General features: G+C 63.0%; 25 protein-coding genes and 1 tRNA gene. 9 read left to right on the plus strand and 17 right to left on the minus strand.

Translation table 11 applies throughout. The features are described from left to right. Positions 1-53: 53 nt before the first annotated feature. The 3 genes from infA to aat all read right to left on the minus strand — a co-directional run bounded on the left by infA (position 54) and on the right by aat (position 1,818). Positions 54-272: a translation initiation factor IF-1 gene (gene infA / locus ACWKWX_RS27300; RefSeq protein ID WP_002553999.1), complete on the minus strand. Its 219-nt coding sequence runs from the start codon at positions 270-272 to the stop codon at positions 54-56. A 100-nt stretch (positions 273-372) separates the two neighbouring features. Then, positions 373-1,080, minus strand: a complete 708-nt coding sequence (locus ACWKWX_RS27305) for an arginyltransferase (RefSeq protein ID WP_475504269.1) — start codon at positions 1,078-1,080, stop codon at positions 373-375. A 57-nt stretch (positions 1,081-1,137) separates the two neighbouring features. After that, positions 1,138-1,818, minus strand: a complete 681-nt coding sequence (aat, locus tag ACWKWX_RS27310) for a leucyl/phenylalanyl-tRNA--protein transferase (RefSeq protein WP_473003087.1) — start codon at positions 1,816-1,818, stop codon at positions 1,138-1,140. A 392-nt stretch (positions 1,819-2,210) separates the two neighbouring features. Here aat and ACWKWX_RS27315 point away from each other — a divergent pair, with 392 nt between their 5' ends. The 5 genes from ACWKWX_RS27315 (at position 2,211) to cysG (ending at position 9,654) form a co-directional block, all read left to right on the plus strand. Then, complete coding sequence (locus ACWKWX_RS27315) at positions 2,211-4,625, plus strand: DNA translocase FtsK (protein WP_416425219.1); 2,415 nt, start codon at positions 2,211-2,213, stop codon at positions 4,623-4,625. A 59-nt stretch (positions 4,626-4,684) separates the two neighbouring features. After that, a complete protein-coding gene (gene lolA, locus ACWKWX_RS27320; protein WP_416425218.1) occupies positions 4,685-5,308 on the plus strand; it encodes an outer membrane lipoprotein periplasmic chaperone LolA in 624 nt (207 codons plus the stop codon). An 18-nt stretch (positions 5,309-5,326) separates the two neighbouring features. Next, a complete protein-coding gene (locus ACWKWX_RS27325; protein ID WP_473003084.1) occupies positions 5,327-6,652 on the plus strand; it encodes a replication-associated recombination protein A in 1,326 nt (441 codons plus the stop codon). 326 nt (positions 6,653-6,978) lie between these two features. After that, on the plus strand, positions 6,979-8,259 hold the full coding sequence (gene serS, locus ACWKWX_RS27330; RefSeq protein ID WP_416425216.1) for a serine--tRNA ligase: 1,281 nt from the start codon (positions 6,979-6,981) through the stop codon (positions 8,257-8,259). Further along, positions 8,260-9,654: a siroheme synthase CysG gene (cysG, locus tag ACWKWX_RS27335; protein WP_416425215.1), complete on the plus strand. Its 1,395-nt coding sequence runs from the start codon at positions 8,260-8,262 to the stop codon at positions 9,652-9,654. 132 nt (positions 9,655-9,786) lie between these two features. Here the strand turns inward: cysG and ACWKWX_RS27340 are convergent, their stop codons facing one another. The 8 genes from ACWKWX_RS27340 to ACWKWX_RS27375 all read right to left on the minus strand — a co-directional run bounded on the left by ACWKWX_RS27340 (position 9,787) and on the right by ACWKWX_RS27375 (position 15,901). Then, positions 9,787-10,779, minus strand: coding sequence for a glutathione S-transferase family protein (locus ACWKWX_RS27340; RefSeq protein ID WP_416425214.1), 993 nt, complete (start codon positions 10,777-10,779; stop codon positions 9,787-9,789). A gap of 94 nt (positions 10,780-10,873) precedes the next feature. Continuing rightward, complete coding sequence (locus ACWKWX_RS27345; RefSeq protein ID WP_483829410.1) at positions 10,874-11,875, minus strand: glycosyl transferase family protein; 1,002 nt, start codon at positions 11,873-11,875, stop codon at positions 10,874-10,876. Continuing rightward, positions 11,872-12,207: a TusE/DsrC/DsvC family sulfur relay protein gene (locus tag ACWKWX_RS27350; RefSeq protein ID WP_473003078.1), complete on the minus strand. Its 336-nt coding sequence runs from the start codon at positions 12,205-12,207 to the stop codon at positions 11,872-11,874. The genes ACWKWX_RS27345 and ACWKWX_RS27350 overlap by 4 nt, the downstream gene beginning before the upstream one ends. Next, a complete protein-coding gene (tusB, locus tag ACWKWX_RS27355; protein WP_473003076.1) occupies positions 12,204-12,476 on the minus strand; it encodes a sulfurtransferase complex subunit TusB in 273 nt (90 codons plus the stop codon). Before tusB ends, ACWKWX_RS27350 begins: the two co-directional genes overlap by 4 nt. Next, a complete protein-coding gene (gene tusC / locus ACWKWX_RS27360) occupies positions 12,476-12,835 on the minus strand; it encodes a sulfurtransferase complex subunit TusC (protein WP_483829411.1) in 360 nt (119 codons plus the stop codon). The genes tusB and tusC overlap by 1 nt, the downstream gene beginning before the upstream one ends. 1 nt (position 12,836) lies before the next feature. Next, entirely contained in the window at positions 12,837-13,229 is a 393-nt protein-coding gene (gene tusD / locus ACWKWX_RS27365) for a sulfurtransferase complex subunit TusD (RefSeq protein WP_473003073.1), read from the minus strand. Positions 13,230-13,299: 70 nt separating this feature from the next. Next, positions 13,300-14,679, minus strand: coding sequence for a nucleobase:cation symporter-2 family protein (locus ACWKWX_RS27370; RefSeq protein WP_473003072.1), 1,380 nt, complete (start codon positions 14,677-14,679; stop codon positions 13,300-13,302). A 550-nt stretch (positions 14,680-15,229) separates the two neighbouring features. After that, positions 15,230-15,901 carry a Bax inhibitor-1/YccA family protein gene (locus ACWKWX_RS27375; protein WP_483829412.1) on the minus strand — a complete coding sequence of 224 codons (672 nt, stop codon included), beginning with the start codon at positions 15,899-15,901 and terminating at the stop codon, positions 15,230-15,232. A 134-nt stretch (positions 15,902-16,035) separates the two neighbouring features. Here ACWKWX_RS27375 and ACWKWX_RS27380 point away from each other — a divergent pair. Then, positions 16,036-16,123, plus strand: a tRNA-Ser gene (locus ACWKWX_RS27380). Here the strand turns inward: ACWKWX_RS27380 and ACWKWX_RS27385 are convergent. Then, positions 16,110-16,298, minus strand: coding sequence for a hypothetical protein (locus ACWKWX_RS27385; RefSeq protein WP_416425082.1), 189 nt, complete (start codon positions 16,296-16,298; stop codon positions 16,110-16,112). The genes ACWKWX_RS27380 and ACWKWX_RS27385 overlap by 14 nt on opposite strands. A 50-nt stretch (positions 16,299-16,348) precedes the next feature. Between ACWKWX_RS27385 and ACWKWX_RS27390 the strand changes: the two genes are divergently transcribed. Together ACWKWX_RS27390 and ACWKWX_RS27395 are read left to right on the plus strand one after the other, a co-directional pair. Continuing rightward, entirely contained in the window at positions 16,349-16,789 is a 441-nt protein-coding gene (locus ACWKWX_RS27390) for a Panacea domain-containing protein (RefSeq protein ID WP_416425081.1), read from the plus strand. 68 nt (positions 16,790-16,857) lie between these two features. Further along, entirely contained in the window at positions 16,858-17,208 is a 351-nt protein-coding gene (locus ACWKWX_RS27395; protein ID WP_416425080.1) for a hypothetical protein, read from the plus strand. 101 nt (positions 17,209-17,309) lie between these two features. Here the strand turns inward: ACWKWX_RS27395 and hxsA are convergent, their stop codons facing one another. Genes hxsA through ACWKWX_RS27415 form a run of 4 tightly spaced genes read right to left on the minus strand, consistent with a single transcriptional unit; the run spans position 17,310 to position 20,933 of the window. Next, positions 17,310-17,927 carry a His-Xaa-Ser repeat protein HxsA gene (gene hxsA, locus ACWKWX_RS27400; RefSeq protein ID WP_483829413.1) on the minus strand — a complete coding sequence of 206 codons (618 nt, stop codon included), beginning with the start codon at positions 17,925-17,927 and terminating at the stop codon, positions 17,310-17,312. Then, positions 17,924-19,147, minus strand: coding sequence for a His-Xaa-Ser system radical SAM maturase HxsC (hxsC, locus tag ACWKWX_RS27405; RefSeq protein WP_483829414.1), 1,224 nt, complete (start codon positions 19,145-19,147; stop codon positions 17,924-17,926). The genes hxsA and hxsC overlap by 4 nt, the downstream gene beginning before the upstream one ends. 5 nt (positions 19,148-19,152) lie before the next feature. After that, positions 19,153-20,640: a His-Xaa-Ser system radical SAM maturase HxsB gene (hxsB, locus tag ACWKWX_RS27410; protein ID WP_483829415.1), complete on the minus strand. Its 1,488-nt coding sequence runs from the start codon at positions 20,638-20,640 to the stop codon at positions 19,153-19,155. Continuing rightward, positions 20,637-20,933, minus strand: a complete 297-nt coding sequence (locus tag ACWKWX_RS27415) for a His-Xaa-Ser system protein HxsD (RefSeq protein WP_483829416.1) — start codon at positions 20,931-20,933, stop codon at positions 20,637-20,639. The genes hxsB and ACWKWX_RS27415 overlap by 4 nt, the downstream gene beginning before the upstream one ends. A gap of 255 nt (positions 20,934-21,188) precedes the next feature. Between ACWKWX_RS27415 and ACWKWX_RS27420 the strand changes: the two genes are divergently transcribed. Continuing rightward, the gene (locus ACWKWX_RS27420; RefSeq protein ID WP_483829417.1) at positions 21,189-21,317 is read left to right on the plus strand and encodes a hypothetical protein; all 129 of its coding nucleotides are present in this window, start codon (positions 21,189-21,191) and stop codon (positions 21,315-21,317) included. A 119-nt stretch (positions 21,318-21,436) separates the two neighbouring features. Here ACWKWX_RS27420 and ACWKWX_RS27425 read toward each other — a convergent pair whose 3' ends face one another. Continuing rightward, on the minus strand, positions 21,437-22,057 hold the full coding sequence (locus ACWKWX_RS27425) for a transglycosylase SLT domain-containing protein (RefSeq protein ID WP_416425062.1): 621 nt from the start codon (positions 22,055-22,057) through the stop codon (positions 21,437-21,439). Between the last annotated feature and the right edge of the window lie 35 nt (positions 22,058-22,092).

The raw sequence follows: 22,092 nt of genomic DNA on the forward strand, positions 1-22,092 counted from the left end.
TAGCGCCCACACAAAAACGCCCGGCATGCGCCGGGCGTTTTCGTTTGTGTCGCTTAGCGAGCGCGGTAAGTGATGCGCCCTTTGCTCAAATCGTAGGGCGTCAATTCAACGCGCACCTTGTCACCGGTCAGAATACGAATGTAGTTCTTGCGCATCTTGCCGGAGATATGCGCGGTAACGACGTGCCCATTTTCCAACTCCACGCGAAACATGGTGTTCGGCAGGGTGTCGACGACAGTGCCTTCCATTTCGAAGCTGTCTTCTTTCGACATGCAGTAAAGCCCTCGGTGTCCAGTTAATGGCCCGGTGCAACTGCGCCAGGCAAAAGCGGCGTGCATTGTGCCTGAAAAAGGGGCGTTACGCCAAGGCCCTTCAGTTGAGTGTCACCCAGCGCTGGTTAATCAGCAGTTCTATGGGCCGGTATTGGGTCTTGTAATTCATCTTTTTGCAGTTCTTGATCCAGTAGCCCAGGTACACCGCACCCAGTTCCAGGCGCAGCGCCTCGCCGATCTGCCACAAAATCGCGAAACGGCCCAGGCTGCGGCGCTCCTCGGCGGGTTCGTAGAAGGTGTACACCGCCGACAGGCCGTTGGGGAGCAGGTCGGTAACCGCCACGGCCAGCAACTGGCCATCGCGGCGGAATTCGTAGAAGCGCGAGAACGGCAGGTCGCGCACCAGGAAGGTGGAAAACTGATCGCGGCTGGGCGGGTACATGTCGCCGTCGGCATGGCGCTGTTCGATGTAGCGCTGGTACAGGTCGAAGTATTCCTCGCTGAACGCAGGCTTGGTGGAGGTCACCTGGATGTCGGCGTTGCGCTTGAGAATGCGTTTCTGCTGGCGGTTGGGGCTGAAGCTGGCCGCCGGGATGCGCGCCGGCACGCAGGCGTTGCAGCGCTGGCAGTGGGGGCGGTACAGGTGATCGCCGCTGCGCCGAAAACCCATTTCCGAGAGGTCGGCGTACACGTGCACGTCCATCGGCTGGCTGGGGTCGAGGAACAGGGTGGTGGCCTGCTCCTCGGGCAGGTAGCTGCACGAATGGGGTTGAGTGGCATAGAACTTCAACCGCGCCAACTCAGTCATGATCAACCCTCGGATCGAAACCTTTGAATAAGTGTAAGCCAGCCGCGCCCAACTCGCCTAACAAACCCAGGTGGCGGTGTTGGCCTGGTCGAGGTAGGTGCGCAGGTGCCAGGCGAAGTCTTCGCGGCTGATGGAGCGCGCGCCCAGGCTGAGCAGGTGCTCGGTAGGCATCTGGCAGTCGATCAGGGCGAAACCTGCAGCCTGCAGGTGGCCCACCAAGGCGGCGAAGCCGACCTTGGAGGCGTTGTCAGCGTGGCTGAACATGGATTCGCCGAAAAACAGCTTGCCCATGGCCAGGCCGTACAGGCCTCCGACCAGTTGCTCGCCTTGCCACACCTCCACCGAGTGGGCCAGGCCTTGCTCGTGCAGGTGGATGTAGGCCGCCTGCATGCTGCCGGTGATCCAGGTGCCGTCGGCATAGGCCCGCGGGCCTGCGCAGGCGCGGATTACCGCGGCGAAGTCGGTGTCGAAAGTGACCCGGTAGCGCTGCTGGCGAATCACCTTGGCCAGGCTGCGCGACACGTGCAGCTCGGCGGGGAACAGCACGGTGCGCGGGTCTGGCGACCACCACAGGATAGGTTGGCCGTCCTGGTACCAGGGGAAGCAGCCATGGCGATAGGCCTGCACCAGCCGCTCGGCGCTCAGGTCGCCGCCCGCGGCCAGCAGGCCGTTGGGGTCGCGCAGGGCCTTGTCCAGCGGCGGGAAGGTGAGCTCGTTCTTTTTCAACCAGGTCAGCATGGAATTTTTCTGGCAGGGGGAGGGGAGGGCGCTTGTAGCCGCTGCCGCCAGGCTGCGCTGGCTCTTGGGTACACTGAAGAAATTCAGCGAGGCAAAAGGCCAGCGCAGCCTGCGGCAGCGGCTACAAGGGTGCGGCTGTGATCAGTATTCAGGATAAAAACCCCGTCCTGCAACTCTACGGTCATGTCGCGGTCGTAAACCTTCGGGAATGTAATTGAAAAGCCTGCATAAGCCTTTGTCACAAAAGGCAATGCGTGCTCCAATTGAATCGTGCCAGACGCTCTGGGCTATGCTGTGGCGAACCCGTACAATGCTCCGTTCATTACCCTGATTTTTTATTGTTTGGTCCATCATCCGTTGTTGGCGCCCATGGGCGCAGGAAAAGACTTGTTTTGAAGAAATCCACCGCGACACCCAATCCCGTAGTGCCCCTGTGGCGTCAGCAAATGCACTACCGGCTCAAGGAAGGTGCCCTGATTGCCATGGGTGCCCTGTGCCTGTACCTGTGGATGGCGCTGCTCACCTACGACCAGGGCGACCCGGGCTGGAGCCACACCAGCACCGCCCATGAGGTGCAGAACGCGGCCGGCCGCGTGGGGGCCTTCGCCGCCGACATCCTGTTCATGGTGCTGGGTTATTTCGCCTACATCTTCCCGCTGCTGCTGGCGGTCAAGACCTGGCAGATCTTCCGCGAACGCCACCAGCCCTGGCAGTGGAGCGGCTGGCTGTTCTCGTGGCGACTGATCGGTCTGGTGTTCCTGGTGCTCTCGGGTGCCGCGCTGGCGCACATCCACTTCAAGTCCACCAGCCTGCCGGCCTCGGCGGGCGGCGCCCTGGGCGAAAGCCTCGGCGACCTGGCCTACAACGCGCTGAACGCCCAGGGCAGCACACTGCTGTTCATCGCCCTGTTCCTGTTCGGCCTGACCGTGTTCACCGACCTGTCGTGGTTCAAGGTCATGGACCTGACCGGCAAGATCGTCCTCGACCTGCTGGAACTGGTGCAAGGCGCCGCCGGCCGCTGGTGGGCGGCGCGCAACGAACGTCGCCAACTGGTGGCGCAACTGCGCGAGGTGGACGTGCGCGTGCACGACGTGGTCGCGCCCATTACCCCGGACCGCCGCGAGCAGGCCAAGGCCCGCGAGCGCATCATCGAGCGCGACCAGTCGCTGACCAAGCACACGGCCGAGCGCGAGAAGCAGGCGCCACCGGTGATCATGCCGGCCCCGGCCATGGCCAAGCCGCCAGAGCCGAGCAAGCGCGTGCAGAAGGAAAAACAGGTGCCGCTGTTCGTCGACAGCGCCGTGGAAGGCACGTTGCCGCCCATTTCCATCCTCGACCCGGCCGAAAAGAAGAAGGTCAACTATTCGCCTGAATCCCTGGCGGGCGTGGGCCACCTGCTGGAAATCAAGCTCAAGGAATTCGGCGTCGAAGTGTCGGTGGACTCCATCCACCCCGGCCCGGTCATTACCCGTTACGAAATCCAGCCGGCCGCGGGCGTCAAGGTCAGCCGCATCGCCAACCTGGCCAAGGACCTGGCGCGTTCGCTGGCCGTGACCAGCGTGCGCGTGGTGGAAGTGATTCCGGGCAAGACCACCGTGGGTATCGAGATCCCCAACGAGGACCGCCAGATCGTGCGGTTCTCCGAAGTGCTGTCGTCGCCGCAATACGACGAAGCCAAGTCGCCGGTCACCATGGCTCTGGGCCACGACATCGGCGGCAAGCCGGTCATCACTGACCTTGCGAAAATGCCGCACCTGCTGGTGGCCGGTACCACCGGTTCCGGTAAGTCGGTGGGCGTGAACGCCATGATCCTGTCGATCCTGTTCAAGTCCAGCCCCGAAGACGCCAAGCTGATCATGATCGACCCGAAGATGCTCGAGCTGTCGATCTACGAAGGCATCCCCCACCTGCTGTGCCCGGTGGTCACCGACATGAAGGACGCCGCCAACGCCCTGCGCTGGAGCGTGGCCGAGATGGAGCGCCGCTACAAGCTGATGGCGGCCATGGGCGTGCGCAACCTGGCCGGCTTCAACCGCAAGGTCAAGGACGCCGAGGAGGAGGGCACGCCGCTCACCGACCCGCTGTACCGCCGCGAGAGCATGGACGACGAGGCGCCGCTGCTCAAGACGCTGCCGACCATCGTGGTCATCGTCGACGAATTCGCCGACATGATGATGATCGTCGGCAAGAAGGTCGAAGAGCTGATCGCGCGTATCGCCCAGAAGGCCCGTGCCGCCGGTATCCACTTGATCCTGGCCACCCAGCGCCCGTCGGTGGACGTGATCACCGGCCTGATCAAGGCCAACATCCCCACCCGCATGGCGTTCCAGGTGTCGAGCAAGATCGACTCGCGCACCATCATCGACCAGGGCGGCGCAGAGCAGCTACTGGGCCACGGTGACATGCTGTACATGCCGCCGGGCACCAGCCTGCCGATTCGCGTGCACGGCGCCTTCGTCTCCGACGAGGAAGTGCATCGCGTGGTGGAAGCCTGGAAGCTGCGTGGCGTGCCGGACTACAACGAGGACATCCTCGCCGGCGTCGAAGAGGCCGGCAGCGGCTTCGAAGGCGGCGGCGGTGGCGGTGGTGGCGACGAGGACAGCGAGTCCGACGCGCTGTACGACGAGGCCGTCAACTTCGTGCTGGAAAGCCGCCGGGCGTCCATCTCCGCGGTGCAGCGCAAGCTCAAGATCGGCTACAACCGCGCCGCGCGCATGATCGAGGCGATGGAAATGGCCGGCGTGGTCACGCCGATGAACACCAACGGCTCGCGCGAAGTCATCGCGCCCGGGCCGATGCGCGACTGATTGAACTGCCGGCCGCCGAATCGTCGGTGGCCGGTCCCATTCTTTGTACGAGGATTCCCATGCGCCTGATTCGCATGTTGTTGGTTTCTGCCCTGGCCTTCTCCACGCTGCCGGCCCACGCCGACGACGCCGCCGTGAAAAGCCTGACCCAGTTGCTGGAAAAGTCCCAGACCCTGGCGGCGCACTTCTCGCAACTGACCCTGGACGGCAGCGGCACCCAGCTGCAGGAAACCTCCGGTGAAATGACCCTGCAGCGCCCGGGCCTGTTCTACTGGCACACCGCCGCGCCGAACGAGCAGACCATGGTTTCCGATGGCCAGAAGGTCAGCCTGTACGACCCGGACCTGCAACAGCTGACCGTCAAGAAGCTCGACCAGCGCCTGACCCAGACCCCGGCGCTGCTGCTGTCCGGTGACATCTCGAAGATCAGCCAGAGCTTCGACATCAGCGCCAAGGAAGCGGGCGACGTGATCGACTTCATGCTCAAGCCCAAGACCAAGGACACCTTGTTCGACTCGCTGCGCCTGTCGTTCCGCAAGGGCCTGATCAATGACATGCAACTGATCGACAGCGTCGGCCAGCGCACCAACATCCTGTTCACCGGCGTGAAAGCCAATGACCCGGTGGACAAGAGCAAATTCACCTTCGTGGCGCCCAAGGGCACCGACGTCATCCAGGAATAAGAGGTAGCCCCGCCCGTCATGGACCTGTTCCGCAGTGAGCCCATCGCCCAGCCCCTGGCCGCCCGCCTGCGGGCGCGCAACCTGGACGAATACGTTGGCCAGGAGCACCTGCTGGCCCGCGGCAAGCCGCTGCGCGAGGCGCTGGAGCAGGGTGCGCTGCACTCGATGATCTTCTGGGGGCCGCCTGGCGTGGGCAAGACCACGCTGGCGCGGCTGCTGGCGGAGGTTTCCGACGCCCATTTCGAGACCGTCTCGGCGGTGCTGGCCGGGGTCAAGGAGATTCGCCAGGCCGTCGAGGTGGCCAAGCAGCAGGCCGGCCAGTACGGCCGCCGCACCATCCTGTTCGTCGACGAAGTGCACCGCTTCAACAAGTCCCAGCAGGACGCCTTCCTGCCCTACGTGGAAGACGGCACGCTGATATTCATCGGTGCCACCACCGAAAACCCTTCGTTCGAGCTCAACAACGCACTGCTGTCGCGCGCCCGCGTGTACGTGCTCAAGAGCCTGGACGAGGCGGCGCTGCGGCGCCTGGTGGACCGCGCGCTGACCGAGGAGCGCGGCCTGGGCAAGCGCCAGCTGCGCCTGGGCGACGAGGCCTTCGGCATGCTGCTGGCGGCCGCTGACGGTGACGGCCGGCGCATGCTCAACCTGCTGGAAAACGCATCGGACCTGGCCGAAGACGGCGAGGAAATCGCCACCGAGCTGCTGCAAAGCCTGCTGGGTGACACCCGCCGGCGCTTCGACAAGGGCGGCGAAGCCTTCTACGACCAGATCTCGGCGCTGCACAAGTCCGTACGTGGCTCCAACCCGGACGCCGCGTTGTACTGGTACGCGCGCATGATCGACGGTGGCTGCGACCCGCTGTACCTGGCCCGGCGCGTGGTGCGCATGGCCAGCGAAGACATCGGCAACGCCGACCCGCGCGCCCTGGGCCTGTGCCTATCGGCGTGGGACGTGCAGGAGCGCCTGGGCAGCCCCGAAGGCGAGCTGGCGGTGGCCCAGGCCATCGTCTACCTGGCCTGCGCGCCGAAAAGCAACGCCGTGTACATGGGCTTCAAGCAGGCCATGCGCGAAGCCACCGAGTACGGCTCGCTGGAAGTGCCGCTGCACCTGCGCAACGCCCCCACCAAGCTGATGAAACAGCTGGGCTACGGCGAGGAATACCGCTACGCCCACGACGAGCCCGACGCCTACGCTGCCGGCGAAGACTACTTCCCCGAACAGCTGGAGCCGCGCGCCTACTACCAGCCGGTGCCTAGAGGCCTGGAACTGAAAATCGGCGAAAAGCTCAAGCACCTGGCCCAACTGGACCGCCTCAGCCCGCGCCAGCGCCGCAAGCCCTGAAGGGCTGGCACGTTGCAACAGGCTGCGGCACCCATGACGCGGCCTGCGGCCGTTGCTACAGGGGGCATGCGTAGCAGCTGCCGCCAGGCTGCGTCGCGCCGCGCAAGCGGCGCTCGATCTCAACATTGCCCCAGGCTACGCGCATGTCTTGATTGTCAGGGTGTCGTCGAGATCTCGCGCTGCCAGCCTTGTTTGCCCGGTTCTGCAACACGCAACTGGAAACAGCCCTTCTATCCCGGTACGCTGGCCGTTAATATGGTCGGCTGCCCGGTGTCCTGCCCGCAACAAGGGCTGACCAAGACTTAATTTGATAACGAGAGACCGACATGCTCGATCCCCTGATTTTGCGTACCAAGCTCCACGAAACCGCGGATCGCCTCGCAGCCCGTGGCTACAGCCTGGACGTGGCGCGCCTGGAAGCGCTGGAAGCCCAGCGCAAGACCGTACAGACCCGCACCGAGCAACTGCAGGCCGAGCGTAACGCCCGCTCCAAATCCATTGGCCAGGCCAAGCAGCGCGGCGAAGACATCGCCCCGTTGATGGCTGACGTCGACCGCATGGCCGGTGAGCTGGCCGAAGGCAAGGCCGAGCTGGACAAGCTGCAGTCCGAGCTGGACGCCATCGTGCTGGGCATTCCCAACCTGCCGCACGAGTCGGTGCCGGTCGGTGAAGACGAAGAAGGCAACGTCGAAGTGCGCCGCTGGGGCACCCCGGCCGACTTCGGCTTTGCCGTGAAAGACCACGTGGCCCTGGGCGAGCAGTTCGGCTGGCTGGACTTCGAGACCGCCGCCAAGCTGTCCGGCGCACGCTTCGCCTTGCTGCGCGGCCCGATTGCCCGCCTGCACCGCGCCCTGGCGCAGTTCATGATCAACCTGCACGTCACCGAACACGGTTACGAAGAGGCCTACACCCCGTACCTGGTCCAGGCCCCGGCGCTCAAGGGCACCGGCCAGCTGCCCAAGTTCGAGGAAGACCTGTTCAAGATCAGCCGCGAAGGCGAGGCCGACCTGTACCTGATCCCGACCGCCGAAGTGTCGCTGACCAATATCGTGGCGGGCGAGATCCTCGACGCCAAGCAGCTGCCACTGAAACTGGTCGCCCACACCCCGTGCTTCCGCAGCGAAGCCGGCGCATCGGGCCGTGACACCCGCGGGATGATCCGCCAACACCAGTTCGACAAGGTCGAGATGGTGCAAGTGGTCGAGCCGTCGAAATCCATGGAAGCCCTGGAAAGCCTGACCGCCAACGCCGAGCGCGTGCTGCAGGCCCTGGAGCTGCCGTACCGCGTGCTGGCCCTGTGCACCGGCGACATGGGCTTCAGCGCCGTGAAGACCTACGACCTGGAAGTGTGGATCCCCAGCCAGGACAAGTACCGCGAAATCTCCTCGTGCTCCAACACCGGTGATTTCCAGGCCCGCCGCATGCAAGCGCGTTTCCGCAACCCGGAAACCGGCAAGCCGGAGCTGGTGCACACCCTCAACGGTTCGGGCCTGGCCGTGGGCCGCACCCTGGTGGCCGTGCTGGAAAACTACCAGCAGGCCGACGGTTCCATCCGCGTGCCGGAAGTGCTGAAGCCGTACATGGGCGGCATCGAGGTCATCGGCTAAATGGAATTCCTGCCGCTGTTTCACAAGCTCAAGGGCAGCCACGTGCTGGTCGTGGGCGGTGGCGAGATTGCCTTGCGCAAGTCGCGCCTGCTGGCCGATGCCGGCGCGCTGCTGCGCGTGGTGGCCCCGGCCATCGAAGCGCAGTTGGATGAACTGGTGCGCAGCAGCGGCGGTGAAGCGGTGCGCCGCGGTTATCAGGAGAGCGACCTGGACGGTTGCCAACTGATCATCGCCGCCACCGACGACGAAGCCCTCAACGCCCAGGTGTCGGCCGATGCCAAGCGTCGTTGCGTGCCGGTCAACGTGGTGGATGCGCCGGCCCTGTGCAGCGTGATCTTCCCGGCCATCGTCGACCGCTCGCCCCTGGTGGTGGCGGTGTCCAGCGGCGGCGATGCGCCGGTGCTGGCACGCCTGATCCGCGCCAAGATGGAAGCCTGGATTCCGGCCGCCTACGGCGAGCTGGCCGGCTTGGCGGCGCGCTTCCGTGCCCAGGTCAAAGGCCTCTACCCCGACGTGCAGCAGCGCCGCGCGTTCTGGGAAGAGGTGTTCCAGGGCCCGATTGCCGACCGCCAACTGGCCGGGCAGGGCGCCGAAGCCGAGCGGCTGCTGGTGGAGAAAATCAACGGCCAGCCGCCCCACGCACCGGGTGAAGTCTACCTGGTGGGGGCCGGCCCCGGTGACCCCGACCTGCTGACCTTCAAGGCCCTGCGCCTGATGCAGCAGGCCGACGTGGTGCTGTACGACCGCCTGGTGGCCCCGGCCATCATCGAGCTGTGCCGCCGCGACGCCGAGCGCATCTACGTCGGCAAGCGCCGCGCCGACCATGCCGTGCCGCAGGACCAGATCAACCAGCAACTGGTGACCCTGGCCAAGCAAGGCAAGCGCGTGGTGCGGCTCAAGGGTGGCGATCCGTTCATCTTTGGCCGTGGTGGCGAGGAAATCGAGGAACTGGCGGCCCATGGCATCCCGTTCCAGGTGGTGCCGGGCATTACCGCGGCCAGTGGTTGCGCGGCCTACGCCGGCATCCCGCTGACCCACCGCGACTACGCCCAGTCGGTGCGCTTCATCACCGGCCACCTCAAGGACGGCACCAGCGACCTGCCTTGGGCAGACCTGGTGGCGCCAGCCCAGACCCTGGTGTTCTACATGGGCCTGGTGGGCCTGCCGAGCATCTGCGAGCAGCTGATCAAGCACGGCCGCGCCGCCGATACCCCGGCAGCGCTGGTGCAGCAGGGCACCACCGTCAACCAGCGGGTCTTCACCGGCACCCTGGCTGACCTGCCGCGGCTGGTGGCGGAGCATGAAGTGCATGCGCCGACGCTGGTCATCGTGGGTGAAGTGGTGCAACTGCGCGAGAAGCTTGCCTGGTTCGAAGGCGCCCAGCAAACCGTGTAACCCCTGCCCGTAACGGCGGCCCATGTGGGAGCGGGCTCTGCCCGCGAAAAGAACGCCGCGGAACCTCTGGAACCGCGGCGTTCTTTTCGCGGGTAGAACCCGCTCCCACCACTGGCGGCCGCTGCTACAGGTTTACGCGATGCCTTTGCCTGGCAGGCGCGCGCGGTCGTGGGGCAGGGTGAAGTCCTGCGCCGGGCCCTTCGGCACCACCCCCGTCGGGTTGATGGTGGCGTGGCTGGCATAGTAATGATGCTTGATGTGCTGGAAATCCACCGTCTGCGCCACACCCGGCCACTGGTACAGCTCGCGCAGCCAGTTCGACAGGTTCGGGTAGTCGGCAATGCGCCGCAGGTTGCACTTGAAGTGCCCGTGGTACACAGCGTCAAAGCGAATGATCGTGGTAAACAGCCGCACGTCCGCTTCGGTCAGGTACTCGCCGGCCAGGTAACGCTGCTCGCCCAGCAAGCGCTCCAACCGATCCAATTCAGCGAACACATCATCGAACGCCGCCTCATAGGCTGATTGCGACGTGGCAAAGCCTGCGCGGTAGACGCCGTTGTTCACCGCCGGGTAGATCGCCTCGTTCAGCGCGTCGATGGTGCCGCGCAGCGCCTCGGGGTACAGGTCCAACGTGTTGCCGGTCAGGTCGTTGAACGCGCTGTTGAACATGCGGATGATCTCCGCCGATTCATTGCTGACGATGCGCCCCAGCTTCTTGTCCCACAGCACCGGCACGGTGACGCGCCCGGTGTAGTCCGGCGTCTCGGCGGTGTAGCGTTGGTGCATGAATTGCAGGCCGTCGAGCTTGTCGCCAGTGGAGCCGAGCGTTGTGTCGAAGGTCCAGCCGTTCTCGCGCATCAGCCAGCTGACCACCGACACGTCGATCAGGCTTTCCAGGCCCTTGAGCTGGCGCACGATGAGTGTGCGGTGCGCCCAGGGGCAGGCCAGTGACACGTACAGGTGGTAGCGGCCGGCCTCGGCCTGGAAGCCGCCTTCGCCGCTGGGGCCCGGGCGGCCGTCGGCGGTCACCCAGTTGCGACGCTTGGCCGCTTCGCGCTGGAACGCGCCGTCTTTGGCGCTTTCGTACCACTGGTCATGCCAGCGTCCTTCGATCAACAGGCCCATGGGCTGGACTCCTCGCAAACTCTATAAGCGTTGGAGCCCAGTGTACGGCCATCAGTTCGAATAAATAGCGCAAAAACCCCGATCAACCTATCGGCTAAATCGATTTGTCGCGAGCCGCCCAGTATTCGCTGGCGGTGGCGAAGGCCTCGTCACGGGGCTGGCCCAGGCCGCGCAGGGCCAGGGCCATGGTCGAGATCAGGGCCATTTCGCCGTAGCTGTCCTGGGCCTCGCCGCGCCACACCGCCAGCAGGTGCGCAGGCGCAAGGCTGGCTGGTTTCACGTGGCGTTGCGCTGCCAGCTGCGGCCACTCTTCATCCCAGCTCTGGCCGCCGGTGGTGCCGTACAGGTGGCTGGGGCTGTCGGGATTGACCTCGATCTCGCCGCCGTCACCCTTGATGACGATGGCGTGGTCGCCCAGCAGGCCGCTGGCATCGCGGTGCACCGCCTGGTAACCGGGGTGGAAGATGCTCTGCAGGCCGCAGCGCGCGCCCAACGGATTGAGGATGCGCGCCAGGGAGTGGATCGGCGAGCGCAGCCCCAAGGTGTTGCGCAGGTCGATCATTCGCTGCAGTTGCGGCGCCCAGTCCACCAGCGGCGCGAACGCCAGGCCGTGGCTGTCCAGCGCCGTACCCACCGCCTGCCAGCCGCGCGCCAGGGGAATGCCCAGGGTGCCCAGCAGCTGCTCGGTGTACAGCCGGCCCGCGGTGTGCGCGCCACCGCCGTGCATCAGAATGCGCAGGCCGTTGCCGGCCAGGCACTTGGCCGCCAGCAGGTACCAGGGCAGGTGGCGTTTCTTGCCGGCGTAGCTGGGCCAGTCGATGTCCACGGCCAGGGCCGGGGGCTTGAGCCGCGCGCGCAGGGCTTCGGTGAAACCGGCCAGTTCCTCGGCGCTTTCCTCTTTATGCCGCAGCAGCATCAGGAACGCGCCCAGTTGGGCTTCCTCCACCTGCTCATCCAGCAGCATGCCCATGGCCTCGCGGGCTTCTTCGCGGGTCAGGTTGCGCGCGCCGCGCTTGCCCTTGCCCAAGGCGCGGACGAATTGAGCGAACGGGTGTTCGGCAGGGGTTTCCAGCAGCAGGGCGGGGTAGTCGGTCATATGCAATTGGTCGGCTTGGGCAGGCCCGCCAGCTTGGCGGCAAGTTTGGCGGGAGTGCCGTTGAACAGGCGGTTCAGGTGCGGGCTGTTGCCTTTCTCGGCGCCTAGCTTCAGCGCCGTGTATTTGATCAGCGGCCGCGTGGCCGGGGACAGCTGGAACTCCTGGTAGAACTGACGCAACACCTCCAGCACCTCCCAGTGTTCGGCGGTCAGCACGATCTCCTCGCGCGCGGCCAGGGCCTCGGCAACGGGTTTAGACCACTCGGTCAAATCTTCCAGAAAGCCGTTCTGGTCAAGCGCAATCGCACGGCCTTCAACCATCAGTTCACTCATAGCCAGGTGTTGACCTTGTCAAAATCGAGGGTGAGCTGCACAAAGCCCGGGTAATCCACCACCTGCGCCGCGCCATTGATGGCGCGCGCCTGCACGTCCTCGTCCAGGGCGTAAACCCGGCCCGCCAGGTGCGCCAGGCTGTCATTGAGCAGCGCGTACACGGCGTCGCCGGTCAGCAGCAGGGCATCATCAGCACCCAGCAGGCGCAGGCAGCTGGCCAGGCGGTTATCGCCGAAGGGCGAGTGGGACAACACATGCAAAGTAGCCATCAGAGGGTAATCACCTGATCAAAGCGGTCGACAAGGGCGGCCAGGGCGGCGTCTTCCAGCACTTCGGCGGCAAGGCTCAAGCTGTCGGCGGCCAGGCCGCGCTCGCGCAGGCTGCTGGCCGCCACGAACAGCTCGTCCACGCCGAACATCGGCAGCGCCTGCAGGTTGGCGGTCAGGTCTTTCTGCTGCACTTGGGCAGGCTGTTGGCCTGTCGCCAACTGAAACACGCCGTCATCGAGGAACAGCATGCCCAGCGGCAAATCGAAGGCACCGCCTGCCAGGGCGATGTCCAGTGCCTCGCGTGGGCCGGGGCCCGACCACGGCGCCTGTCGGCTGATAATCAACAGGGATTTGGCCATGTCACTGCCCTCCAAAGGTCACGAGGCGGTCGGCCAGCTGGGCGGCTTCATGCAGCTGGCCCAGCCCGGACAGGTCCCACGGCGCCGGCAGGTTGGCCGCCGGGCGGTTCCAGCGCTTGGCTTCGGCTACGTCCAGCACGCCACGGCGCAGGGCGGCGGCAATGCACACCACCGCGTCCAGCTGGCGCTCGGTAATAAAGGCGCGCCACTGGGCGGCCACGTCCAGCTCATCCTGGGGGGCAACGACGTTGCCCGAGGCGCTGTGCACCCCGTCCTGATAAAAGAACAGGCGGACGATTTCATGGCCGCCCGCCAGCGCCGCCTCGGCAAACCGCAAGGCGCGGCGCGAGGAGGGCGCATGGGCGGGGGAAAATACAGCGATGGCGAACTTCATGGCGCGGCTCTATCAGCAAATCTGCCGGAATGATAAAGCCTGCACGCGAAAAAAGCCCGCCGCACCCGCGTCAGCGGGCGCTGTTGTCGCGCAGCTCCGGCAGGAACCAGTTCAGCACCAGGGCGCAGATGCCACCGGTGGCCACGCCCGACTCCAGCACATTGCGCAGGGCCGACGGCATGTGCGCCAGGAACTCCGGCACCTGCGCCACGCCCAGGCCCAGGGCCAGGGACACGGCAATGATCAGCAGTGCGCGACGGTCCAGGTGAATGCTGGCCAGGATATTGATGCCCGACGCCGCCACGGCACCGAACATGACCATGGCCGCGCCACCCAGCACCGGTTCCGGCACCGCTTGAATCACGCCGGCCACCGTCGGGAACAGGCCCAGGATCACCAGCATGCCGGCAATCCACACGCCAATGTGGCGGCTGGCGATGCCCGTCAGCTGAATCACGCCGTTGTTCTGGGCAAAGATCGAGCTGGGGAAGGTGTTGAACACGCCGGCCAGCAACGAGTTCGCGCCGTTCACCAGCACGCCGCCCTTGATGCGTTGCATCCACACCGGGCCTTCCACCGGCTGCTTAGACACCTTGCTGGTGGCTGTCACGTCACCGATGGACTCCAGCGAAGTCACCAGGTAAATCACCAGCATCGGAATGAACAGCGCCCACGAGAAGCCCAGGCCGAAGTGCAGCGGCACCGGCACCTGGAACACCGCAGCTTCATGCATGCCGGTGAAGTTCAAGCGGCCCATGTAGCCGGCCAGGGCATAACCCGCCGCCAGGGCGATGACGATGGCGCAGCTGCGCATCCACACCACCGGCACGCGGTTCAGCACCACGATAATCGCCAGCACCACGCCCGACAGCAGCAGGTTGTCGCCGTTGGCGAAGGTGCCGTTGGCCATGGCCGAGAAACCGCCGCCCATGCTGATCAGGCCGACCTTGATCAGCGTCAGGCCAATCATCAACACCACGATGCCGGTCACCAGCGGCGTGATCAGCCGCTTCACGAACGGCAGAATGCGCGAAATGCCCATCTCCACGAACGAGCCGGCAATCACCACGCCGAAAATCGCCGCCATCACGCCTTCAACCGGCGTGCCCTGCTTCACCATCAGCGCGCCACCGGCAATCAGCGGCCCGACGAAGTTGAAACTGGTGCCCTGCACAATCAGCAAGCCCGCGCCAAACGGCCCGAAGCGCTTGCACTGCACAAAGGTGGCGATACCGGAAATCACCAGCGACATCGACACGATCAGGTTGGTGTCATGGGGCGAAACGCCCAGCGCCTGGCAAATCAACAGCCCCGGCGTCACGATGGGAACAATGATCGCCAGCAGATGCTGCAGCGCAGCCAGCAGGGCAATCACCGGGCGGGGACGGTCTTCCAGCCCCAGCACCAGGTCTTGGCTAGGGGGCGGGGAGGGCTGTTGATGAACAGTCATGGCAGGGCCTTGGCGAAAAAAAGAGCGCAATTCTACGGATAAGCACCCCACAAGGCCACTACCGTTGCGCCGCACATCGCCACCCGTGCCATCCCGCGGTATACCTGCCCCGACGCGGGGCCAAAGACGCGGCCTACAGGTCCGCGCGGTATCCACTATCCGCGTAGCAGCTGCCGAAGGCTGCGTCCCGCCACCCCGCGGTGCACCTGCCCCAACGCGGGGCCAAAGACGCGGCCTGCGGCCGCTGCTACACGTCCGCGCGATATACACTATCCCGCGTAGCAGCTGCCGAAGGCTGCGTCCCGCCACCCCGCGGCGTATCTGCCCCAACGCGGGGGCAAAGACGCGGCCTGCGGCCGCTGCTACAGGTCCGCGCGATATACACTATCCCGCGTAGCAGCTGCCGAAGGCTGCGTCCCGTCACCGCGCGGTGTACCCGCCCCAATGCGGCGCCTAAGACGCGGCCATGCGGCCGCTGCTACAGGTTTGTGCGGTATTCGCGCCCACAAAAAAGCCCGCCGAAGCGGGCTTTTCCAACACAACCATCTAATCAGTCATCACGACCCATCAGGCCAAACAACTGCAGCAGGCTGACAAACAGGTTGTAGATCGAAACATACAGGCTGATGGTCGCCATGATGTAGTTCCGCTCACCACCCTGGATGATCGCGCTGGTCTGGAACAGGATGCACACCGACGAGAACAGCACGAAGCCCGCGCTGATCGCCAGTTGCAGCCCGCTGATCTGGAAGAACATACCCGCGACGGTGGCACCCAGCAGCACGAAGAAGCCCGCAGTGATGAAGCCACCCAGGAAGCTCATGTCCTTGCGCGTGATCAACACGTAGGCCGACAGGCCGCCGAACACCAGCGCCGTCATGGCAAACGCCGAGCTGACCACTTCGGCACCGCCCTGCATGTGCAGGTAACGGTTGAGGATAGGGCCCAGCAGGTAACCCATGAAACCGGTCAGGGCAAAGGTGGACACCAGGCCCCAGGCCGAGTCACGCAGCTTGGTGGTGACGAAGAACAGGCCGTAGAAGCCGATCAGCACCACGAAAATGTTCGGGTAGCCCACGTGCATCTGCTGCGACACGTAGGCGGTCACGGCGCTGAAGGCCAGGGTCATGGCCAGCAAGCCGTAGGTGTTGCGCAGGACCTTGCTGACCTCTAGCTGGTCGGCCTGCTGCCTGCTATTGACTGCGTAATCCTGTTCGCGCATGGCGAGACTCCTTTGGGTTGAAAACCGCGTTTGAAACGTTCAGATGCAAAGATCATAACAGACATGCTGCAAGGGGAAATGAAGAGAGTTTGACAGTGTGTTTCAATCGGGTATTATGCACGCCGCAACAAGCTGGAAGCGTGGCCGAGTGGTTTAAGGCAACGGTCTTGAAAACCGTCGATGGGCAACTATCCTAGAGTTCGAATCTCTACGCTTCCGCCACATTTTCTTCGTTAGAGCCCTGATTATTCAGGGCTTTTTCGTTTCTGGGTTTTCTTTTCCTGCCATCCAGATCGCACGCGCCTTCATCATTTTTCAGAGTGCGACGACTTTTTCTTCCTTCTTGAAACGAACTGTCGAGGAATAGCTGCCCCGTCAGCTTGACTTGCCCACGCATGCGCCTCACTTTGAGTGGAGGACGACTCGTATCACGAAAGGGGAGGCAAAATGCCAAGCAGCGCAGACGTAGCCAACTACTTCCTGAACCTTGAGGGGGAAGGGGGTGAGATCTCGAATCTAAAGCTTCAGAAATTGGTGTATTACGCTCAAGGGTTCAGCTTGGCCCTGCGCGGCACGCCACTGTTCGACGAGCCCATTGAAGCGTGGATGCACGGGCCTGTGGTACCTGCTCTGTACCGTCAATTCCGGGACCGGGGATCAAACCCGATTCCACCGGATGTGGCATTCGATCCTGAGGTGCTGAGCGTTGACGAACGCCGCCTCATCGAAGAGGTGTTTGGCGTCTATGGCCAATATTCCGCATGGAAGTTACGCCAGCTCACCCATGAGGAAGACCCCTGGCGTGAAAACTACTCCGAAGGTGAGTACAGCCGCGAGATCCCCCAGCAGCAAATGGAGCATTATTTCCGCGAACATCTGGTGAACTGACCGTGGCCAGGGACAGAATCAAGCGGCGGGACTCGCATGGCTCTCAGATCAAGGCACGCACTTCACCCGTGGAACTCGATGATTCGGACGCCCGCCCACCGGTATTTTCCTTCGAATACCTGCAGAAGGGCTGGTGCATTCAAGACTGCCAGCAAGAAGAACGGTCGAAGATGCTGGATAAACTGAGAAAACTCAGCAGCCTCTCCTGGAAAGACATTCGCCAGCAGGAGCGGCACGGCCTAGGCACCGAAATCATTGATAGGGGCAGTTTAAAGGCCGCGTTGCCTGCCTTTATCACGGAAGAGGTCCGCCTATTGGCGTTCAGGGCCTACGATTTGGTGCCGATGGTTGGCTACCGTAGTGGGCGGATTTTCCACGTCGTTTGGATTGATCGGGCGTTTAAGCTGTACAAACACTAACGTCCTATCTTAGTGCGTGTGCCTCATGGATGCGGAGTCGACTCAAATTTGCGTAGGTAACTGACCCTGGTCAGCTTCCGTCTGTCTCTCCGCATCCGCGCTCAGGGAATTCTCAACCCGAGAGCGTTCAGTGTTGGCGTATCCATTTTCCCGTGCACGGTAAGCCCCGAATCTGATTGGAAGGCCATGAGCGCCCCCCGGGTGGCTTTGCCCATCACACCGTCTGGACGACCTTGGTAATACTGACGAACCATCAGCGCAGTCTGCACCCTCATGACCAGCGTGTTCTTCTCTGCTTCGGTTGGGCGGGCAGCGGCAGTGGAAGTAGCCCCGCCTCCGGTTGATGTCCCATAAAGGGAATTGTTTGAGGAGGAACTCGTCGACCTGGTAGCGCTGTATCTCGACGTACCCGAGGTGTTCGGCGTGGTCGCCACAGGGGGGCTGTAATAGCGTGGCGCGCTGTAGCCGCTTGATCCGCTGTAGTGAGAGCTATGGGAACTGTGCGAGCTATGGGAGCTATGCGATCGGTGAGCGGCATACATGTTGACCACGTCGAGCGCGTTCAAGGTATTGGCGAACACGGGTGGTAAAGCATTGTCCCTGGGTGCCCAGTTCATGTCAGCGAGGGGCAATTGGTTTGCGTCGGCCATGGCCGCGCCGGCAATCGGTAGCAGGCTTACGCCTCCGATCAATAGCTTCCAGCGATCAAGCAGTTTCATTGGGCGCTCCCTGCGTAGGCTGCGAAAGCCTGCGTCGTCAGTTTTTGTATTCCACGGCTTTGCCAGCGGGTGGTGTGAGATTTGAAGAAGCCAGAACAGTGTTCAGCGGCGGCGCAGTCTTTACAGTCGTCGATGAACAGATTTTTCCAGTCCGAGATGCTCTGCCGGGCAAACCGCGCGAGATGTGGGGGGACTAGGCAGAGCGGAAGGTTGTAGATCGACACCGGAAGGCCTCGGTTACTCAGGAAGTAAACGGCTTGGGTTAAGTGCTCCTGGTAATCCAGTGGGTCTATCCAGAGCTCGTCGTAATGCTTGCGAGCAAGTCCGGTGCTCTCAATCCCCATCAACGCAACGTGTCGTACAAACGACAAATTGCGGAAAATGTAGTGGGCCAGCTCGGGGAGGCGCGGCGTCGTCAATTGGCTGAGCACCACCCGGATCTCGATGACCTGTTTTGCGCGCGCCAAGTTGTACAGCCCCTGCAAGGTTTCGCTAAAGGCGCCAGGTGCTTGCACGACGTGGTCGTGATCTGTGGGGTTGTCCGCGTAGAGGGGGATTCCCCAGCTGAGCTGTGGATGATCAACCTGAGTCAGCGCCTCAATCCAGCTGGGGTCTTTGAAAGTTCGGCCGTTGCTCAATACGTGGATCGACTTGTGAGGGAGCACGTCTTTGCATTTACGCAAAATGGCCAACAGTCCTTCCCGGTAAAGGGTTGGCTCACCGCCGCTGATGCCGATGTTCTCCTCCTGCGGATCCATCAGATCAATCACGCGTAGGTTTTCCTCGATGTGCCAGCGGTCATCGATGTCCTTGGGCGGTTGAGAGCACATCAGGCACAGGCTGTTGCAGCGGTCGGTCATGAACAACAGGTTGCTGTCGGAGCCTCTCCGATAGAGCACTCGAACTACCGGGCTTCCAGGCGTTAACGCAATCACATCACCTGGCTGGACGACCCCTTTGTCCTTCGGGCCATGGAGGGCCAGCACACCAGCAGCAACCGGTAGCTCAGCGCTAGTTGGTGTGATGAAACCACCGAGCGGTAGTTCGAACAGGTTGGCTTGGAGCGTAGGCTCTGTAACCCATAGCATCAGATCCTCGAAGCCAACTTGGCCTGCACAGGCAGCAGTGCCTTTCTCAATGAACTCTTCAAGGCTCAAGATTTTCAGTAGCCGAGGTTCGACTAACCCCTGAATTTCAAAGTGAGTGTCTTTACGCAGCAAAATGGTTACCCCCGATATCCGGCTAGACGAACATCGGAGTAGGCGCGCCGGTTCAGCCAAGACAGGAACACCCTTTGGCTGTCGTCATCGCCATCGCGCAGCAGCGTGAACAGATGCTGAAGTAAACCAAGGTTTTTGGTGCAAAAGCTGCTGAGCGTCCGGTGCCCTATAGGGTCGCCTTGACGGGCAAAGTGCTCGACTGGATCTGCACCACAGTAGGGAACCAGCGCGCAGTCAGAGCAACCAGGCAGAGCTTCGGCCACGCCACTGGCGAGCAGTACCTCCATTACAGGAGAATTCAGCAGTTCATGCAGCGGCTGGTGGACTGTACCCAGGCGCAGGCCATTTTCACCCATCTCCAGAAGCATGCGTGCCTCGTCGGACGGGTAGACGTAGCCGTCATAGTTGTACACCAGCGCTCCGGTGCCCGCGCCGGTAGGGGAGCGCAGATCCACGTATCCCGAGGCGAAGGGCGTCAGCACATTCCTCAGGAGAAGAGTGGTGTAGCTTTCAGAGAGGTAAACTCCTTGCTGGTTGATCTCCAGCAAATACGCCAAGGCCTCTTTGTAAAAAGCGACGAATCGCTCCATCGGGTAGTCCAGTCGCCGCGCACTGCGGGTAGCAAAGCCGTAGGGGCTGAGGGGGCGCAGCGCGATACTGGTGAAGCCTTGTTTGATGTACTCGTCGATGATGGCCTTGGGGCTTTCGAGGCTGCGTGCTGTCAGTGTCGTCAGGGCGGAGACCGCGTCATGCCCCATGTGTTCACGGACACGCCTGACACCCTCGAGGGTGCGCTCGTAGGAATCGCGGGACGGCGTTGGGCGGTTCGCGTTGTGCAATGCCGCGGGCCCATCCAGCGACGTGGAAAACTGGATCTGATGCTGTTTGGCGAAATCGAGGATTTCGTCAGTCAGATGGTGCAGGGTCGTTGTGACGACAAACTGCACGTTGCGCTGTTCCACCAGGTTGCGTGCTTCAACCCACTCGACAATCTGCTGGATTCGCCCGAATGCCAAAAGGGGCTCACCACCTTGAAACTCTACGGTGAGTGCCTGCGCGTTTGACTCGAATACTCGGTCGACAGCAGCGAGGGCGTCCGCTTCCGAGAGATCATGGCCGGCGCCGGCCATGGGCGCCCGGGACACCTGGCAGTACTGGCAGGTATGGTTGCACCGCAACGTGACCACGAAAATGTGCAAGGCCGGCCCTTGGAAAAGGAAATTCTTGCGACTGCGGTACTGGGCTGCCATCTCAGGCATAGGGTCGTGGCGCCCGGGCTCATAGATGAAATGGCGCGCAAGCAGATCTTTGTAAAACGGCGTTTCAGGAGGAATCTTTTTGTCCACCAGGGCCTGCAACTGTGGGTCGCTGACAAACAGGTATTCACCTGTTTCCGAGGTGATCAGGACATCCTGCGCATGCATTTCTGGCAGGCGCATGAATCGCAGCGGGAGTAGCCTGAAGCTGCTCGCGTCGGTCGCAATAAGGGTCATTTCAGGCCGCAACCCGATAAGGCTGCACGTGCCAGCAACTCCCTGATACCAGCGGACTCCTGATTGATGCGGTCACGTAGCGCAAAGTCATTCAGGGATTGTATGACCAGCGCGCGAGCGCGATCAGCCTGCATGATGCCGTCGGAAATGGGGGGCGAGATCATCAAATCGAATTGATCTGCCGAAGGCACAACCTGGATGGTCAAGGAGCTCGCCAGTGCATAGGCAGCTCGTTGCACAACACCAAGAGGATATGCTGTGGCGCTCACGCGCAGGGTGACTGGCCATGTCATTTTGTTCGATCCCTGAATACACACCGGAAGGTGGGGATTTTGCCGTTGTTGTAGGCAATTGGCCACTACCATCTATAGCCTTTATGAAGATTTTTTCATTCTAGGGGCGCAGGTTCGCCAAGTGAGAAGAGCCGGCTGATCATGAGGCCGCAAATGCCGCACGCGCGGCTCAAGTGAAGCATGGCGGGCCTGCTGTGGGCGCCGTCCTTGGCAGTGGTCCGGCTGGTGTCCGCCGGGGTTGGGGCAGGGATCTCGATGGTCACCTACCTGACCCTCTTCGGTGTGCAGGTGCGTGACCATCACCAGGCCAGCGCACTGTCGGCCATGGCGCAATGCGTGGGGTATGGGCCATTCCTGGCGGGGCGTCGGCGGTTCATCGAGTAGCTCCCCAAGGGACGTAGCAGCTGCCGCAGGCTGCGTCCGCCCCAACGCGGTATAGCTGGAGAAAACGCGGCGCTTGTGGACGCGGCCTGGCGGCCGCTGCTACGCAGGGAATCAGCGCCTCACAACCAATGCCACAACCGGCTCCAGAACCCCCGGTCCAGATCAGCCTTGCACCCCGCATACTGCTGCGCGTACATCTGCGAGCGCGCCTGCACCTTGCCCGCCACCGCCGGCAGCCACGCCTTGCTGGCGTAGGTGCGCTGCCGGTAGCCGCCCCAGCCCTCGTGGTAGTTCAGGTACTGGTCATAGGCGTCCCACTTGGACACGCCGTTGATGGTGTAGGTCTTGTCCATGTACCAGCCGACGAAATCGATGGCGTCGTCGAAGTCCTTGCGGCTGGCGCCGCTGTGGCCGGTGCTTTTGCGGTAGTCGTTCCAGCCTTCGTCCTTGGCCTGGGCGTAGCCGGCGGCGGTGGTCACGCGGCCCCAGGGGATCACCCACAACAGGTATTTGCGCGGCGCCTTGGCGTCCTGATGGAAGGCCGATTCCTGGTACATGATGGCGAAGGGCACCTGGATCGGCACGCCCCAGCGCTGCTGGGTGGCCTTGGCAGCGTCGTACCAGCTGTCCTTTTCGCGGAAGATGCCGCAGATGTCATCCGGGGTGCGGGGCGGGGAAACGCTGCATGCGGCCAGGAAAGAGGTGAGTAATAAAAGTCCTGCGGCTTTGCCAGTGCTCATTGGGCATCCGTTCGATACGCGTAAAAAGCGCCGAT

The sequence above is a fragment of the Pseudomonas imperatae genome (genome assembly GCF_057128625.1).